This window comes from Marinomonas aquimarina, from assembly GCF_900089755.1.
GTDB classification, from domain to species: domain Bacteria; phylum Pseudomonadota; class Gammaproteobacteria; order Pseudomonadales; family Marinomonadaceae; genus Marinomonas; species Marinomonas aquimarina.
The window spans coordinates 20,657-36,925 of sequence record NZ_FLOC01000025.1 but is presented as its reverse complement, the minus strand read 5'-3'; the positions used below and the strand labels follow the sequence as shown (position 1 = coordinate 36,925).

The 16,269-nt window shown below is 48.1% G+C and carries 15 protein-coding genes; 12 read left to right on the top strand and 3 right to left on the bottom strand.

The window, feature by feature from the left end:
• A partial coding sequence (locus MAQ5080_RS16435) for a Lon protease family protein (protein WP_067332988.1) occupies nucleotides 1-2,244 on the top strand: 2,244 nt, incomplete at its 5' end.
• Here MAQ5080_RS16435 and MAQ5080_RS16430 read toward each other — a convergent pair.
• Nucleotides 2,241-2,546 carry a hypothetical protein gene (locus MAQ5080_RS16430; RefSeq protein ID WP_231870875.1) on the bottom strand — a complete coding sequence of 102 codons (306 nt, stop codon included), beginning with the start codon at nucleotides 2,544-2,546 and terminating at the stop codon, nucleotides 2,241-2,243. The two genes, MAQ5080_RS16435 and MAQ5080_RS16430, sit on opposite strands and share 4 nt — an antisense overlap.
• 194 nt (nucleotides 2,547-2,740) lie before the next feature.
• On the opposite strand from MAQ5080_RS16430, the gene MAQ5080_RS16425 reads away from it, so the two are divergent.
• From MAQ5080_RS16425 to MAQ5080_RS16400, 6 genes are all read left to right on the top strand, one after another.
• Nucleotides 2,741-3,172 (top strand): cytochrome b562, encoded by a 432-nt coding sequence (locus MAQ5080_RS16425; RefSeq protein ID WP_067213211.1) that lies wholly within the window; start codon nucleotides 2,741-2,743, stop codon nucleotides 3,170-3,172.
• A 70-nt stretch (nucleotides 3,173-3,242) separates the two neighbouring features.
• Nucleotides 3,243-3,575, top strand: a complete 333-nt coding sequence (locus MAQ5080_RS16420) for a hypothetical protein (protein WP_067213207.1) — start codon at nucleotides 3,243-3,245, stop codon at nucleotides 3,573-3,575.
• Nucleotides 3,576-3,660: 85 nt separating this feature from the next.
• The gene (locus tag MAQ5080_RS16415; protein ID WP_067213204.1) at nucleotides 3,661-4,716 is read left to right on the top strand and encodes an AraC family transcriptional regulator; all 1,056 of its coding nucleotides are present in this window, start codon (nucleotides 3,661-3,663) and stop codon (nucleotides 4,714-4,716) included.
• A gap of 144 nt (nucleotides 4,717-4,860) precedes the next feature.
• The gene (locus MAQ5080_RS16410; protein ID WP_067213201.1) at nucleotides 4,861-6,567 is read left to right on the top strand and encodes an acyl-CoA dehydrogenase family protein; all 1,707 of its coding nucleotides are present in this window, start codon (nucleotides 4,861-4,863) and stop codon (nucleotides 6,565-6,567) included.
• Nucleotides 6,568-6,733: 166 nt separating this feature from the next.
• Nucleotides 6,734-7,183 carry a YaiI/YqxD family protein gene (locus MAQ5080_RS16405; RefSeq protein ID WP_067213197.1) on the top strand — a complete coding sequence of 150 codons (450 nt, stop codon included), beginning with the start codon at nucleotides 6,734-6,736 and terminating at the stop codon, nucleotides 7,181-7,183.
• A 97-nt stretch (nucleotides 7,184-7,280) separates the two neighbouring features.
• On the top strand, nucleotides 7,281-8,570 hold the full coding sequence (locus MAQ5080_RS16400; RefSeq protein WP_067213194.1) for an NAD(P)/FAD-dependent oxidoreductase: 1,290 nt from the start codon (nucleotides 7,281-7,283) through the stop codon (nucleotides 8,568-8,570).
• Between the two features lie 110 nt (nucleotides 8,571-8,680).
• Here MAQ5080_RS16400 and MAQ5080_RS16395 read toward each other — a convergent pair whose 3' ends face one another.
• Together MAQ5080_RS16395 and MAQ5080_RS16390 are read right to left on the bottom strand one after the other, a co-directional pair.
• Nucleotides 8,681-10,318: an alpha-amylase family glycosyl hydrolase gene (locus MAQ5080_RS16395; RefSeq protein ID WP_067213190.1), complete on the bottom strand. Its 1,638-nt coding sequence runs from the start codon at nucleotides 10,316-10,318 to the stop codon at nucleotides 8,681-8,683.
• A gap of 75 nt (nucleotides 10,319-10,393) precedes the next feature.
• A complete protein-coding gene (locus MAQ5080_RS16390) occupies nucleotides 10,394-11,275 on the bottom strand; it encodes a LysR family transcriptional regulator (RefSeq protein WP_067213187.1) in 882 nt (293 codons plus the stop codon).
• 96 nt (nucleotides 11,276-11,371) lie between these two features.
• Here MAQ5080_RS16390 and leuC point away from each other — a divergent pair, with 96 nt between their 5' ends.
• From leuC to MAQ5080_RS16365, 5 genes are all read left to right on the top strand, one after another.
• Nucleotides 11,372-12,799: a 3-isopropylmalate dehydratase large subunit gene (gene leuC, locus MAQ5080_RS16385; protein WP_067213185.1), complete on the top strand. Its 1,428-nt coding sequence runs from the start codon at nucleotides 11,372-11,374 to the stop codon at nucleotides 12,797-12,799.
• Between the two features lie 9 nt (nucleotides 12,800-12,808).
• Entirely contained in the window at nucleotides 12,809-13,459 is a 651-nt protein-coding gene (gene leuD, locus MAQ5080_RS16380) for a 3-isopropylmalate dehydratase small subunit (protein WP_067213182.1), read from the top strand.
• A gap of 9 nt (nucleotides 13,460-13,468) precedes the next feature.
• Nucleotides 13,469-14,548 carry a 3-isopropylmalate dehydrogenase gene (gene leuB, locus MAQ5080_RS16375; protein WP_067213179.1) on the top strand — a complete coding sequence of 360 codons (1,080 nt, stop codon included), beginning with the start codon at nucleotides 13,469-13,471 and terminating at the stop codon, nucleotides 14,546-14,548.
• A gap of 76 nt (nucleotides 14,549-14,624) precedes the next feature.
• Nucleotides 14,625-15,743 carry an aspartate-semialdehyde dehydrogenase gene (gene asd / locus MAQ5080_RS16370; RefSeq protein WP_067213176.1) on the top strand — a complete coding sequence of 373 codons (1,119 nt, stop codon included), beginning with the start codon at nucleotides 14,625-14,627 and terminating at the stop codon, nucleotides 15,741-15,743.
• 94 nt (nucleotides 15,744-15,837) lie between these two features.
• Entirely contained in the window at nucleotides 15,838-16,221 is a 384-nt protein-coding gene (locus MAQ5080_RS16365) for a hypothetical protein (protein ID WP_067213172.1), read from the top strand.
• Nucleotides 16,222-16,269: the final 48 nt, after the last annotated feature.

Below are 16,269 nucleotides of genomic sequence, written 5' to 3'. Positions count from 1 at the left end.
ACCAGCTACCTAAAGAGTGAAGCAAAACGTAAAGACGCACCGAGTGAGTGGGTTTACGTCAATAACTTTAAAGACTACCGTTCACCCAAAGCTATTGAATTTCAACCTGGCCAATCAAAAGAATTTGAGCAAGATATTCGAGCTTTGATTGATGGCTTAATGGGCACTTTTCCTGCGGCCTTTGAGAACCCGAACTACCAACAGCAAAAAAGCGCCATTGACCGTGCTTTCAATGACCAATATGAGTCAGCGATTAACCTGGTAGAGCGTCATGCTTCGAAAATTGGCGTGGCGATGTTCCGTGATGCGACATCGGTTAGCTTTGCGCCTATGCGCGATGGTAAGGCATTAGAAGAGGCGGATTTTGCTAGCCTGACGGATGAAGAACGTGATGCCTTCCAAGCCGGCGTATCTGAGCTTGAAGGTATGCTAAACGATGAGCTGCTCAGTCTGCCAACCTGGAAGCGTATTTCTTACGAGCAGTTGCGAGAGCTAAACCTTGAAACGGTAAAAGAAGCATTGGATCCATTGATGGCACCCATGTTTGAAAAATATGCCGAAGAGGAGGTCATCACTAAGTTTCTTAAGGAAATGCGCGAAGACTTGGATAAGGTCATTATTGACCAATTTGTTGACGATAAAAGCTCTGACAGCCGTGACGAGACTAGCCGTCGAACTATGTACGAAGAGATGTATTTGCCTAATGTGGCCGTCACCCATACCTCCGATGGCGGTCAGCCAGTGGTGTATGAACCGCATCCAACCTATCGTAATTTATTTGGCCAAGTGGAATACAGCTCTGATCAAGGTATGTTGATCACCAGCTATCGTTTGATTCGCTCTGGCAGCCTGCACGCAGCGAACGGTGGTTATCTGATTCTAGATGCGGAAAAACTGCTAACGGACCATTACCTTTGGGAAGCTCTTAAGCGTGCGCTCAAGAGCAAAACGCTGAAAATCGAGCATCCCTATGCGGATATGGGCCTGATGAACACGACTACCTTGTCGCCAGAAGACCTGCCGTTGCAAGTGAAGGTGATCTTGATCGGTTCTCGTGAAATTTACTACTTGTTGCAAGATGCGGATCCTGATTTCCAGGAAATGTTCCGTGTCTTGGTCGACTTTGATGATTCTTTGAAACGTAACGATGATACCGAGCTGGCGTTTGCCCGTTTGTTAAAAGATCGTGTCGCCAAAGAAGGTTATGCCGATGTGACCGATAAAGGTGTGGCTGAGCTAATTGAATACAGTAGCCGTCTGGCTGAGCATCAAAAAGAAATGGCCGCCAAGATTGGTGATGTGTTCGAGTTGCTTGGGGAAGCGGACTTTAACCGTCAGCTGGCGAAAGACGAAGTGATCACGGATATTCACGTTAAACGTGCTCTGGCGGCCAAGAAACATCGTACTGGCCGTGTTGCGGAGAGGATCATCGAAGAAATCGTCGATGGTACCATCTTGCTAGAAAGTGAAGGGCAAGCCATTGGTAACATCAACGGTCTGACTGTAATGCAGATCGGTGACAGCAGCTTTGGTGCACCAGCGCGTATTTCGACCACGGTTTACCCTGGTGGTAAAGGTATTGTCGACATCGAGCGTGAGTCGAACTTGGGGCAAAACATTCACTCCAAAGGTGTCTTGATCCTGTCCGGTTACCTAGGCCATCGTTATGCGCAACAGTTCCCACTCGACATCAGTGCTTCCATTGCCATGGAACAAAGCTATGGTTACGTGGATGGTGACAGTGCCTCGACCGCAGAGCTGTGCTGTTTGCTATCGGCGTTGATTAATGTGCCGTTGCGTCAGGATCTGGCGATCACTGGCTCTTTGAACCAATACGGTCAAGTACAGGCGATCGGCGGTGTCAACGAAAAAATTGAAGGCTTCTTCAATGTGTGTAATGCCCGTGGCCTAACCGGCACACAGGGTGTGATCATTCCGAAATCGAACGTCATCAACCTAATGCTAAATGATGAAGTGATTGAGGCAGTGGAAGCGGGTAAATTCCATGTTTATGCGGTGGAGAAAGCCGATGAGGCGCTGCATTTGCTAACAGGCATTGAGCCTGGTGTGGCGGACAAAGAGGGTAACTACCCAGAAGGGACCTTGTCTGCACGCATCCTGAAACGCTTGGAAGAGATCTCCAAGCTGGGTCATGAGGATGACGAAGACGAAAACAAAGATGACAAGGAAGGTAAATCTAAGTCTGATGCTGACAAAGCAAAAGACAAAGATAAAAAAGACTAATACTTGCCTCGGGTGCGTTTGATAAAGGCGGCTTGGCAGTTATCGGACACAATCCAATAAAGTGTGAAATAGAGGTCGCCACTTTCAAAGTAAGTGGCGACCTCTTTGCGTTTACTGGGGTGGTGCCTTTTTAGCACTTGAGGGCGTCTAAAGCTGTCGCTGCTCATCAATCTTTCTGAGGCGTCCATCGCTGCAGTCATGGCACTGCGATCGTCGCACTCTTGTGCTTGGCTGGTTGAGCTGATAGCCAAAGCAATCGTGGAAAAAAAGGTTAATAGCGCAAGATGCTTACATTTGTTCATATGCAAATCAGAGTATTTCTTAAAATGATTGAGCCATGTTAGGTAAAACCAATTTGCCGAAGCAAGTTTTTGCCTTAGGAAATGCCGAATAACCTTAAAAATTATGGCAAATTACCCGTTTTCAGGGAACTCAGCTGACAGGTAAGCAGTCAGTAGGTTAGAGTTCGGAGATTAATGTATTAAAGGAGAGAGTAATGATTAATCCTAAAATGATTTTAGGTGGAGTGCTGCTGACTGCAAGTGCAGGTGTCTTTGCCCACGGGCACTGCGGTGACACAGCGCTGCATGAAGACATGGAAACGTTAAAGACAGAAATGAAGAGTCTGTCATTTGAGGTTAAGAAAGGAAATTTTGAAGCGGCGGATGCACGCATTGATACCATCATTGCGACATTGCGTGAATCCCGTGAAGAAACCCCTTACCTGTTCAAAGAGAAAGAGCTTGCGGGTGGTGAGCTGGCTGAACGTCAAGCGGATTACCAGTCTGTGATCGATGACACCATCACGGCATTTGAAGCATTAGATGCTGCCGTAATGGCTAAAGATGCAGGGGCAGCACGCACAGCTTTGGGCGAAGTGGGTAACCTGCGTAAAAAAGGTCACCGTGCTTTTAAGGCAGATTGTTAATCTTTGAGCGATCAGCGTGACCTCATTGATGTAGATTGATACAATACATGTCTTGTTAGAGAGGTTAATTATGTCTCGTTTGAAGAAATCCCGTAGCATGAAAGGGAAGCTTGGTAAAACTGGTACCAAGGAAATGCTTAAAGAGCAGAAGAAAGCCCGTAAAGCGGCTACTCCTTCTCGTTTCGATGCTAAAAAAGCGAAGCAACGTAAAGAGCAGGCTCATAAAAAGCTTGATCGTTTAGGGCTACTTCCTGAGAAAGAAGTAGCACAACCTAAAGTGCGCCCAAAGCGCTTTACTTTCACTCCTAAAGTGGAAGACGCTGCCAGCCAGCAAGTAGAGCAAGCGAAGTCGGAAGACTTAGTGAAAAGTGATCTACTCGATTCGTTGACAGAGCAAAATTAATAATAAAACTAAAAGGCTGCATAACATTATGCAGCCTTTTTTTGTGCCTATATTTTTAGGGTAATTGTTGAGGGGGCTTGATTGCATGGAGTCTAAAGCGACTGTTCCAGCTCAGAGTGTACGTTATCTTTTAAGCGCAGTAGAAAGACAGGGGTGTGACATTAATCCACTTCTGGATGAAGTTGGCATTAGTCGCAGTGATGTAGAGGCAGAGCAGGGGCTTTCAGTCTATCGCTATGGCCTATTGTATCAGCGCATCATGCAAATGATGGACGACGAGTCCTTTTGCATTTTAAGTGGCGGAAAAATGCCGAAAGGCTCCTTCCGTATGATGTGTCTTTGTATATTGCATTCAAAAAATTTGGCGCAAGCGTTAAAACGTTGCAGCGATTTCTATGAAATCTGCCGTGGCCCCACCATTAAACCAATTGTCGTCAAAAAAGGCCGCTTTGCCAAAGTCACCTTTGCGCCAATTGAATCCCTTGAAGCCAATGCCGATATCTCCCTTGATAAAGCGTTTGAGTCCCGTGAGCGGGTGCGTACCACCTTGTCCATGTGGCATCACTTTATCAGCTGGTTAATTGGTCGACGCCTAGTGCTGAAAGCGGCTTATTTTACCGCATCTCGCCCTGATGATGTGGAGTACTATCAAACCTTGTTTCAGTCGGATGTGAAATTTTCGCAACATGGCAATGCCTTGGTATTTCCGTCTTCTTATCTGGAAATGCCCCTAGTGCAGAATGAAGACAGCTTACGCAGCTTCTTAAAAACCGCACCCTATCAGCTCTTGGTCATGGTCGATAATGACAACAGTTTGAAGTCTCGAATCATTTCTATTTTAGGGAAGGATTTCTCTCAGGAAATGCTGTCTGCCGAAGAAGTAGCGTCTATGCTCAATGTGAGTGTGTCGACTATGCGTCGTCGTTTAACGGATGAAGGGACGTCATTCCAGCAAATCAAAGATGAGTGTCGTAAAGAAGCTGCGATCACCTATATCAATGCCCCACAGCTGTCATTCAATGAAATTGCCGCGTTAATGGGCTTTGAGGAACCGAGTGCCTTTTATCGTTCCTTTAAGAAATGGACCGGTATGACGCCAGGGGAGTATCGTAAGCATGCGGATTACCAGCCTTTAAAGTAATGGCATTGGTTTGCCTGAGCGCCGCACCTGAGCATATTTGTCAGCAAATTAGCGATCATTTGCCATTGTCGAATATGCTCTAATTGACCACTCTTTCTATTAACAACGACAATAGAAAAATAAGAATTCATAAGGAGTCGATCAATGAGTGGTTATCGTTATCCCGCAAAAGACATTCAATTCTGTTTGGAGCATATTGCTGACATCGCGCGCCTTGAGCCGCACTTCCCAAACTATGGTGCGGACCTTGTTGAGCCGATTCTGTCTGAGGCCGCGAAATTCTCTGAGCAATGTGTGGCGCCAACCAACCGTTTGGGCGATAAAACACCGCCGAAAATGGTCGCCCGTTGCGTGCAAGAGACTCCTGATTTCAAGCATGTTTATGAGTTGTTGCAAGAAGCCGCTTGGACCACCTTAGCGGCACCGGAAGAGTTTGGTGGGCAAGGTTTGCCAAGAGCGCTTGAAGTGGCTTTCAATGAAGGTATTCAATCTGCCAACTTATCTTTCTCACTTTGTCCTTTGCTCACCCAAGGGGCCGTGGATGCCATCGAAACCCACGCTAGCCAAGCGTTAAAAGAAGCCTACTTGCCAAATATGGTGTCGGGCAAATGGACCGGTACCATGAACCTGACGGAGCCTGCGGCGGGTACGGATTTGGCAGCGATCAAAACCAAAGCGGTGCCAGACGGTGATCAATACCGACTTTATGGGCAGAAAATCTTTATTACTTGGGGTGACCATTTGATGAGCGAAAACATCATTCATTTGGTGTTGGCACGTCTTCCTGATGCGCCGGAAGGGGTAAAGGGGATTTCTCTGTTTCTAGTGCCGAAGTACCTGTTGGATGAAAATGGCCATGCTGGCCGCCGTAACGATGTGTTTCCGCTGTCTCTTGAGCACAAGATGGGGATTCACGGCTCGCCAACCTGTGTCATGCAATATGGTGAAACCGAGGGGGCGATTGGCTATTTGGTCGGTGAGGAAAACAAAGGCCTTGCAGCCATGTTTACCATGATGAACAACGCTCGCCAAAGTGTTGGCTTGCAAGGATTGGCGGTTGCAGAAGCGGCTTATCAGATGGCGTTGGACTATGCCCATGAGCGCAAGCAAGGCTCTGTGAAGGGCAGCAAAGAAAAAGCCGTGATTGCTGAGCATGGGGACGTGAAGCGCATGTTATGGCAAATGGCCAGTACACTGGCGGCCATGCGTGCTCTGATGTACACCGCGTCGGTAGAAAATGATTTATCAAACACCGATGCCAAGCATATGACGCGTACTGAGCTGTATACGCCGATTGTTAAAGGTTGGCTAACGGAAATGGCTCAAGAGATCACCTCCCTTGCAGTGCAGGTGCACGGGGGTATGGGCTACATCGAAGAGACCGGTGTGGCGCAATTGCTGCGCGATGCTCGCATCTTACCGATCTACGAAGGCACCAATGGGGTCCAAGCACTGGATTTGGTAGGGCGTAAATTGGCCGCTGATCAAGGTATGGCTATGTCGGCACTGATTGACGAGATGCAAACGGATGCGGCGAGTTTTACCCAGCACATCGATTTGGTGGTGTCATTGAAAAGTCAGATCCGTTTGCTAAGCGATGCCAAGCAAGCCATGTTGGATGGCGATGTGGAGTCTAGTGAAGCAGCGTATGACTTTATGATGCTGTCTGGCTACGTGATTGGCGGCTGGTTGCTTTTAAAAGGGGCGCAATCCGATCAAGCGGATCAAGCATGGCTGGCCAAAGCAAACTTCTACTTTGATCATATCGCGGTACGAAGCGATGCTTTGTTCGCCTCAGTGAAGCGTTTCAGTAAGGATCAGGCTATCCCATCGACGGAGCTGCTTAAATAATACAAAAGATAAATTTAATATTATTTTTATTAATTATGGTGAACTTGCTCTGCTTTCAGGTTCGCCATAATTGAAAATAATATGTTTTTGTCTTGCTGCTTCATTCCGCCTATAGCCAAACGACCCATGACTCGCAATAATGGAACTCTGATTTAAGGAGCTTTCAATGCAAATCTGGGTCGACGCCGATGCGTGTCCAAATGCCATCAAACCAATTCTTTTTAAAGCCGCTGAGCGCTGTGAGGTGACCTGTATTTTTGTCGCTAACGTGGCCATTGCCTTACCTAATAGTAAATGGTTAACGCGCAAAGTCGTGCCGAGCGGTTTTGATGAAGCCGATTTATACATTGAACAAAATGTTGCCGCGGGCGATTTGGTCATCACCTCGGACATCCCGCTTGCCTCCGATTGCATTGAGCGCGGTGCTTTAGTGATGACTTCAAAAGGTGAGCAATACACCCGCGAAAACATCAAGCAGAAATTACAGATGCGTGATTTTATGGACCAAATGCGCTCCAGTGGCTTTGAAACCGGTGGCTCGGCCCCCTTTGGTGACCGTGACAAAGCGGCATTTGCCAACGCCTTAGACCGCCTTCTTGCCAAGCGACCTCGTTAACCTTCTATTGTTAACGTGCGCTTCGCTCCTCCTGTTGAGGAGTGATTTGCTAAGCAATGCCAGTGTTTAGCAAATCATTCACAGTTTGGGGATTTATATGAAAAAAATCGTAGTGCTCGGCGGTGGCGCCGGCGGCTTAGAGCTTGTGACCCGCTTAGGCCACAGTTTAGGTAAGCGTAAACACGCTGAAGTGACCTTAATCGACCGCTCACAAACCCACATTTGGAAACCTCTGTTGCACGAAGTCGCAACGGGCTCATTGGATATCAATACTGACGGTATCAACTACCGTGCTCACTCGACCAAGCATCACTACAAGTTCAAGCTTGGCACCGCTTACGATATTGACCCGGAAAATAAAGTCATTCGCTTAGAGTCTATATGCGATGACAAAGGCCACGAAGTATTACCCACCCGCGAAGTCAGTTACGACACTCTAGTGCTGGCTGTAGGCAGTGTGAGTAATGATTTTGGTACCCCTGGCGTGTCCGATCACTGTTATTTCCTCGACTCCCACCGCCAAGCGGAACGCTTCCAACAAGCGCTCCTGCAACAGTTTATGCGTGTGCACCAATTAGGTGGCGATGAAAAGCTGCATATTTCCATCGTCGGTGGTGGTGCCACGGGCGTTGAGTTATCCGCGGAGCTGTTCCACGTTGCGGATCTATTGAAGACGTATGGCATGACCGAAATGTCAAAAGATAAGGTGAAGGTGGAGTTGATCGAAGCGGGTCCGCGCCTGTTGCCAGCTCTGCCGGATCGCATCGCCAACAATGCCAAGCAAGAATTGGAGAGACTGGGTGTCCATGTACACGAAGCGACACGTATTACAGAGGCTCGTGAAGAGGGCTTAGTGACAGCGGAAGGCAAAGTGATTACCTCTGATTTGATGATTTGGGCTGCGGGCGTGAAAGCGCCAGAGTTTATTAAAAACATCGAGGGTCTTGAAACCACACGCAACAACCAAGTGATGGTGAAGGGGACTTTGCAAAGCACCTTGCACGATGACTTGTATGTGATCGGTGACTGCTGTGCTTGTCAGCAAGCCAACGGTAACTTTGTGCCACCGCGCGCCCAGTCGGCGCACCAGATGGCTTCCTTGGTACACGAGAATATCTTAGCCAGCTTTAAAAACGAGCCGCTCAAAGATTACCAATACAAAGACTACGGTTCCTTGGTCAACCTAAGCCGTTACAGCACGGTGGGGAGCTTGATGGGTAACCTGATGAAAGGCTCTATGTTTGTCGAAGGGCGCTTGGCGCGCTTTGTCTATGTATCCTTGTACCGTTTACACCTGATCGCTATTCACGGCTGGTTCAAAGCTATGATCATTTTGGCGGCCCAGCGTATCGGTAAGGTGGTCAAGCCGAAGCTGAAGCTGCACTAATTCGCTTAAATACTGCTCAATGGTCAACAAAAAGGGCTTTTCACCTAAGTGGAAAGCCCTTTTTAGTGGGGGGTTTGTTGCAACTGTATGGATATACAGTTATTTGTCGGCTACAGAGATTTGACCACAGTGCCAATGTAGACCGAGTTCGATGGCAATATCATTTTATGGTTTTCATATTCGCCAATTCTTAGCCCTTCGGGCATGACAATGTCCTTCACCTCATAGTTCAGCGGAGGGGTAAAGTGCGCCTGATCACCTGCATTAATGCCAATGATCAAGGTTTCTTCTGCGTGACTGCGCGTGAATATTAGGATGTCTTGATCACTGCACAAAAACTCAATCTCCCCTGAGATCAGAGCCGGGTGGTGTTTACGAAAATGCAAGAAATCACGGTAGGCATGTAATACGGAGTGACGATCTCCTTGTTGCTCAGAAACCGCTAGCGGGAGGTGTGTTTCACTGACCGGTAGCCAAGGGGTTTCGCTGCTGGAAAAGCCGCCTTTGCTGTCGTTGCTCCAAGGGAAGGGGGTACGACAGCCATCTCGGCCTTTAAACTCGGGCCAGAAGTTAATGCCAAAGGGGTCCACCAATTGCTCAAAGGTGAGTTCCGCTTCGGGCAAGCCAAGTTCTTCCCCTTGATACAAGCACACGCTACCACGTAGGGAGAGCAGCATGGCCATATACACCTTGCTTTTGGCTGGGCAGGCTTTGCCCTGGTTCCAGCGCGAGGCGACACGTTCCACATCATGATTGCTCATGGACCAGCAGGGCCAGCCGGAGCCAAGGCCTTCCTCGATGGTGCTCATGGTCTTATGGATATGGGTCATAGAGTTATCGTGGGTCAGTAAATCAAACGAGTAACACATGTGCAGCTTGTCTTGGCCTTGGGTGTATTGCGCCATGGTTTTCAAGGAGAAATCACAACCCACTTCGCCCACGGTTGTGGTACCTGGGTATTCGTTCAATAAAGAGCGCAGTCGTTCCAAAAAGGCCAGATTTTCAGGGCGGGACTTATCGTATAGGTGAAGTTGGTAACCATAGGGGTTGTCCAAGCTGACCCCGATACTGCCTTCAATGATTTCTTTTTTCGGCGGGTTATCGCGCAGTAACAGGTCGTGATAGAAATAGTTAGCGGTATCCAAACGGAAACCATCGACACCGCGATCCAGCCAAAAGCGAACACTGGCTAACAGGGCTTCCACCACTTCAGTGTTGTGGAAGTTCAGATCTGGTTGGCTATCGAGAAAGTTGTGCAGATAGTACTGACGGCGGCGGCTGTCCCAATGCCAAGCAGGGCCACCGAATACTGACAGCCAGTTGTTGGGCACCGTACCATCGGGTTTGGCATCGACCCAGACATACCAGTCGGACTTGTCATTGTCGCGGCTGGCGCGTGATTCTTTAAACCAAGAGTGCTGATCAGAGGTATGGTTCAGCACTTGGTCGATAATGACTTTGATATTGTGCTGATGAGCGCTGTCGATTAGAGCGTCGAAGTCGGCTAGGTCGCCAAAGATGGGGTCCACATCACAATAGTCCGATACGTCGTAACCAAAGTCTTTCATCGGTGAGGTAAAAAAAGGAGACAGCCAAATGGCATCGACACCTAGTGAGGCAATATAGGGCATTTTCTCAGTGATGCCTTTGAGGTCGCCAATGCCATCTCCATTAGAGTCCATAAAACTGCGTGGGTAAATTTGATAAATTACGGCACCACGCCACCAATCCGTCGTCTGCTTGCTCATCTCTTACTCCTAAAAAGTAGACATCTACCTCTTACACTAGCATTAAATTGTGCTAACGCATTGGTGTTTTGAGGGTTATTGCGCTTCCTTGGCTAATTTTTGTAGTAGTTCGATAAAGGCCGTGGCCGCGCGACTCAAGGTGCGCTGTTTATGGTGAATTACACCGAGTTTTCGCTCTACGTTTAATGCCGGTAAGTTCACCACGGCTAGCTGATCGTTTACCACGGTCGAGGGCACCAAAGACCAGCCCCAGCCAATGCTGACCAACATGGCAAGGGTTTCTAAATTGTTGGTGTTCATTTTGACCTGTGGCCGTACGCCGTTCACGGCAAACACCTTCTCGGCAATTTGACGGGTAAAGGTGTTTTCATGGGGCAGGACGCACGGGTACTTGGACAGTTCCACGACGTCGACTTTATCCATCTGTGCCAGCGGATGATCCAAGCTCACTACACACTGCAATGGATCCGACCAGATCGGAATGGCGTTCAGCATCTGCTCCGATTGCGCCGACAGGGTAATGATGCCGATTTCCGCTTCCCCCTTTAAAATCTGTCGATGGGCGTCTTCTGATTGGGTGAAGTCGATCTTGATTTCCGCTTGCGGGTATTCTAATTGGAATTGCTTTAATGTTTTAGGAAGACGGTGTAAGCCAATATGGTGACTCGTGGCAATCAAAAGCTCACCCGAGACATCTTCCATCTGCAAAGACATGCTGCGTTTGATATCGTTCAGGTCCTCAGCCAAGCGCTTGGCCTTAGGCAACAGGCGATGACCGGCTTCCGTGAGATGCACTTGGCGGCCAATACGGTCAAACAGGCGCACATTAAGGTTGCTTTCTAAGGCGGCAATGCGTTTACTCACCGCCGGTTGTGTAACGAAGAGGGCGTCCGCTGCCTCAGAAAACGACTGGGTTTCAGCGACCTTGATAAAGGTTAATAGCTCTTGAATGTCCATGATTCCAAAAAATTATCCAAAACATGAAAAATATGAATTGGAGTAATTTAAGTTCAGCCAGTACTATAAAGCAATGCTTATGTAGGAGAGAAAGCAATGGCAGGTAAAACTCTTTATGACAAGTTGTGGGATAGCCACCTTGTTCAACAACGTGACGATGGTAGTGCCTTAATCTACATCGATCTACAACTACTACACGAAGTAACGTCTCCACAGGCGTTCGAAGGTCTGCGTTTGCACGGCCGTAAGCCATGGCGCTTGACTTCAAGCCTTGCGACACCTGACCACAACGTTCCAACTACGGTTGAAGAACGTAAGAGCGGTGTAAACGGTATCGCCGATCCAGTATCGAAAATCCAAGTAACAACATTGGACGATAACTGTGACGAATTCGGCATCACAGAGTTCAAAATGACCGATATCCGCCAAGGTATCGTTCACGTAGTGGGCCCAGAGCAGGGCGCAACACTACCAGGCATGACTGTGGTTTGTGGTGACTCGCATACTTCTACTCACGGTGCGTTTGGTGCGTTAGCACACGGTATCGGTACATCAGAAGTTGAGCACGTTCTAGCGACTCAATGTCTAGTACAAAAGAAAATGAAAAACATGCTTGTGCGCGTTGACGGCCAATTGTCGCCATACGTAACAGCAAAAGACGTCGTACTAGCGATCATCGGTGAAATCGGTACAGCTGGCGGTACAGGCTTTGCGATCGAATTCGGTGGTGAAGCAATCCAGTCGCTATCAATGGAAGGTCGTATGACCGTTTGTAACATGGCCATCGAAGCAGGCGCACGCGTTGGCTTGATCGCAGTTGACCAAACAACCATCGACTACGTTGCCAACCGTCCTTACGCACCAAAAGGTGATCACTGGGATATGGCAGTAGAAGCTTGGTCTGACCTTGTTTCTGATGCAGATGCTCAGTTTGACGAAGTGGTTGTGCTAAATGGCGCAGACATCAAACCACAAGTAACTTGGGGTACGTCGCCTGAGATGGTGATTGCCATCGACCAAGACATCCCTCGTCCAGAAGATCAAACAGATGCTGTAACACGTGAAGGTTACGCACGTGCATGGAAATACATGGGTCTAGAAGGCAAGAAAACACTTGCTGACATCACCCTAGATCGCGTGTTTATCGGTTCTTGTACGAACTCTCGTATCGAAGACCTACGTTCTGCAGCGGAAGTGGTAAAAGGCCGCAAAGTGGCGGAATCATTGAAGCAAGCGATCGTGGTACCAGGTTCTGGTTTGGTTAAAGCGCAAGCGGAAGAGGAAGGTTTGGACAAAATCTTCACTGAAGCAGGCCTTGAATGGCGCGAGCCAGGCTGTTCAATGTGTCTAGCCATGAACGCTGACAAACTAGGTCAAGGCGAGCACTGTGCTTCAACGTCTAACCGTAACTTTGAAGGTCGCCAAGGTTTTGGCGGTCGTACGCACTTGGTTAGCCCAGCCATGGCGGCTGCCGCTGCGATTGCCGGTCACTTTGTTGACGTAAACGAATTGGTTAAACACTAGGAGTTAGCGATGCGCCCATTTACAAAACACACAGGTATCGCAGCGCCATTAGACTTGGCCAACGTTGATACCGACATGATCATTCCAAAACAGTTCTTGAAATCGATCAAGCGTACTGGCTTTGGTAAAAACCTTTTTGACGAATTGCGTTACGAAGACGAAGGTCAGCCAGACCAAGAATGTACGGGCCGTCCGCTACGCGAAGACTTCGTACTAAACCAAGAGCGTTACCAAGGTAGCAGCATCTTATTGGCACGCAAAAACTTTGGTTGTGGTTCAAGCCGTGAGCACGCGCCTTGGGCACTAGACGATTACGGCATGCGTTCAGTAATCGCACCAAGTTTTGCCGATATCTTCTACAATAACTGTTTTAAAAACGGTCTATTGCCGATCGTTCTAACAGAAGAAGAAGTGGATCAGCTTTTCAAAGAAGTGGAAGCGAACCCAGGTTACGAGCTAACCATCGACCTAGAAGCACAAAAAGTCATCGCGCCTTCTGGTGCTGAGTTCAGCTTCGAAGTGGATGCTTTCCGTAAGCACTGCCTATTGAACGGCCTAGATGACATCGGTTTGACACTACAAGAGTCCGATGCGATCAAAGCTTACGAAGAAAAACGTATTCAAACAGCGCCTTGGTTATTCGAAGCGCGCTCATTGTAAGGAAAGAACATGTCTAAGAAAGTATTAGTATTGCCGGGTGACGGCATTGGTCCAGAGATCGTAGAACAAGCGGTGCGCGTACTTGACGCCGTAAACTCATCTTTTGACCTAGGTATCGAGCACGAGTCTGCTTTGGTGGGTGGTTCTGCTTACGACGAAACGGGTTCTCCGCTTCCAGAGACAACACTGACGAAAGCAAAAGCAGCGGATGCGATCCTGCTTGGCGCGGTAGGTGGTCCTAAGTGGGACGGTCTGGATATGTCTGTTCGTCCAGAAAAAGGTCTACTAGGTCTACGTTCTAACCTAGAGCTATTTGCCAATTTGCGACCTGCGATTCTTTACCCGCAACTAGCGGAAGCATCAAGCTTGAAACCAGAAATCGTTGCCGGTCTAGACATCCTAATCGTGCGCGAACTAACCGGTGGTATTTACTTCGGTCAGCCACGTGGTATTCGTACTCTAGAAAACGGTGAGCGCGAAGGTTTCAACACTTACGTTTACAACGAGTCTGAAATCCGCCGTATCGCACGTTCTGCCTTCGAAGCAGCGCGTCAGCGTAACAAACGCGTATGTTCTATCGACAAGTCAAACGTACTAGAAGTGACGGTTCTATGGAAAGAAATCATGGAAGAAGTCTCTAAAGAGTACCCAGATGTTGAATTGTCACACATGCTAGTCGACAACGCAGCGATGCAGCTTGTGCGTGCGCCGAAGCAATTTGACGTGATGGTAACCGGCAACATGTTCGGTGACATTTTGTCAGATGCGGCAGCCATGTTGACAGGCTCTATCGGTATGCTACCTTCTGCTTCTCTAAACGCAGAAGGTCGTGGTATGTACGAGCCATGTCATGGTTCGGCGCCAGATATTGCAGGCAAAGGTGTTGCAAACCCATTGGCTACCATCCTTTCTGTTGCTATGATGTTGCGCTATTCGCTTGACGCAAAAGACGCGGCGGATGCGATCGAAGCTGCGGTAAGCAAAGTGCTTGACCAAGGTCTTCGTACAGCAGATATCGCTTCACAAGGAAGCGAAACAGTAAGTACATCACAAATGGGTGATGCTGTACTTGCTGCATTGAAAGCTTAATTCATAAAATTTAAGCATTAACTCGGGATACTGCTCTTGGTATGAGTAGGCCCACACTAAAAAAGGTAAAGAAAACATGTCAAAACAAACTGTAGGTTTAGTCGGCTGGCGCGGAATGGTTGGTTCTGTGCTGATGAAGCGTATGCGTGATGAGAACGACTTCGATCATATCGATCCAGTGTTCTTCTCTACGTCCCAAACGGGCCAAGCGGGTCCAGATATTGGTAAGGATATTCCACTTCTACAAGACGCAATGGATATTGAGTCGTTGAAAAAGATGGATGTCATTATTACGTGTCAAGGTGGTGACTACACTAAAGCGGTCTTCCCACAGTTGCGTGAGGCAGGTTGGAATGGTTACTGGATCGACGCAGCGTCTTCGCTACGTATGGACAAAGACGCAATCATCGTTCTTGATCCAGTAAACCAAAACGTTATCAAGCAAGGTCTAAAAGATGGCGTTAAAACCTTTGTAGGTGGTAACTGTACTGTATCTTTGATGCTTCTAGCACTGGGCGGTCTTTTCGAAAAAGGTCACATCGAGTGGATGACATCAATGACATACCAAGCAGCGTCTGGTGGCGGTGCACGTCACATGCGCGAGCTACTAAACCAATTTGGTCTGCTAAACGCAGAAGTAGCGAACGAGCTTGCTGACCCAGCCAGTGCGATCCTAGACATCGACCGTAAAGTGGCAGAGAAAATGCGCTCTGGTACACTTCCGACTGATCAGTTCGGCGTACCACTAGCAGGCTCTTTGATCCCTTACATCGACAGCCAACTTGATAACGGCCAAAGCCGTGAAGAGTGGAAAGCACAGGCTGAATGTAACAAGATCCTAGGCATCGACGGCAAGCCAATCCCAGTGGACGGCCTATGTGTACGTATCGGCGCGATGCGTTGTCACAGTCAGGCTTACACAATCAAGCTAAACAAAGATATCCCAGTAGCGGACATCGAAGGCTTGCTTGCTGAGCACAACCAATGGGTAGACGTAGTACCAAACGACAAAGAAGCAACAATGCAGCGTCTAACGCCAACTGTTGCCACTGGTACGCTAAACATCCCAGTCGGTCGTATCCGTAAACTGAACATGGGCCCTGAATACATCAGTGCTTTCTCAGTGGGTGACCAACTACTTTGGGGTGCAGCAGAGCCACTACGTCGTATGTTGCGTATTTTGATCGAAGACTAAGGTCTTTAGGTTAGTGTTAGATTGAGTTAGAAAGACCCGCTGCTGGAAAGTAGCGGGTTTTTTGTATAGCACATAATTTAAGGATGGAATCGAAATGAAGAAATGGATCTTCTCACTCACCGTATCTCTTCTGCTAGCTAGTTCCACTTTAGCTACAAATGTCACCACCTCTTTAAAGACAGAACAAGTTGCCGTAATCGAAGGCTATAAATCAGGTCTATTCCTAGCCCCGCAGCAATTTAAATCAGACAAAGATAAAAGCACAAATAAGAAGTGTCGTACAGTTCATACAGAGAACCTAACGCAAGACGAAACTGAACAGCTGATCGTGGCCATAGTAACCACAGAAGTAGAATCAGGCTACCAAGGCGCGCACTTCAATCTACCGCGAAAACTGCACATTGAGAAAGACACCATCCAACCGGAGGAGCGCCAATACACCCTATACAACGGCGAGATCCAAACAGTCGGCATGTAGCAAATACTAACTATTAGAAATTCGTCGCGTGCTGATCATCGCAGTACA

Coding starts and splice junctions, on each gene's coding strand:
- MAQ5080_RS16430 (WP_231870875.1), bottom strand. CDS start 2,546: ATGAACAAATGTAAGCATCTTGCGCTATTAACCTTTTTTTCCACGATT.
- MAQ5080_RS16425 (WP_067213211.1), top strand. CDS start 2,741: ATGATTAATCCTAAAATGATTTTAGGTGGAGTGCTGCTGACTGCAAGT.
- MAQ5080_RS16420 (WP_067213207.1), top strand. CDS start 3,243: ATGTCTCGTTTGAAGAAATCCCGTAGCATGAAAGGGAAGCTTGGTAAA.
- MAQ5080_RS16415 (WP_067213204.1), top strand. CDS start 3,661: ATGGAGTCTAAAGCGACTGTTCCAGCTCAGAGTGTACGTTATCTTTTA.
- MAQ5080_RS16410 (WP_067213201.1), top strand. CDS start 4,861: ATGAGTGGTTATCGTTATCCCGCAAAAGACATTCAATTCTGTTTGGAG.
- MAQ5080_RS16405 (WP_067213197.1), top strand. CDS start 6,734: ATGCAAATCTGGGTCGACGCCGATGCGTGTCCAAATGCCATCAAACCA.
- MAQ5080_RS16400 (WP_067213194.1), top strand. CDS start 7,281: ATGAAAAAAATCGTAGTGCTCGGCGGTGGCGCCGGCGGCTTAGAGCTT.
- MAQ5080_RS16395 (WP_067213190.1), bottom strand. CDS start 10,318: ATGAGCAAGCAGACGACGGATTGGTGGCGTGGTGCCGTAATTTATCAA.
- MAQ5080_RS16390 (WP_067213187.1), bottom strand. CDS start 11,275: ATGGACATTCAAGAGCTATTAACCTTTATCAAGGTCGCTGAAACCCAG.
- leuC (WP_067213185.1), top strand. CDS start 11,372: ATGGCAGGTAAAACTCTTTATGACAAGTTGTGGGATAGCCACCTTGTT.
- leuD (WP_067213182.1), top strand. CDS start 12,809: ATGCGCCCATTTACAAAACACACAGGTATCGCAGCGCCATTAGACTTG.
- leuB (WP_067213179.1), top strand. CDS start 13,469: ATGTCTAAGAAAGTATTAGTATTGCCGGGTGACGGCATTGGTCCAGAG.
- asd (WP_067213176.1), top strand. CDS start 14,625: ATGTCAAAACAAACTGTAGGTTTAGTCGGCTGGCGCGGAATGGTTGGT.
- MAQ5080_RS16365 (WP_067213172.1), top strand. CDS start 15,838: ATGAAGAAATGGATCTTCTCACTCACCGTATCTCTTCTGCTAGCTAGT.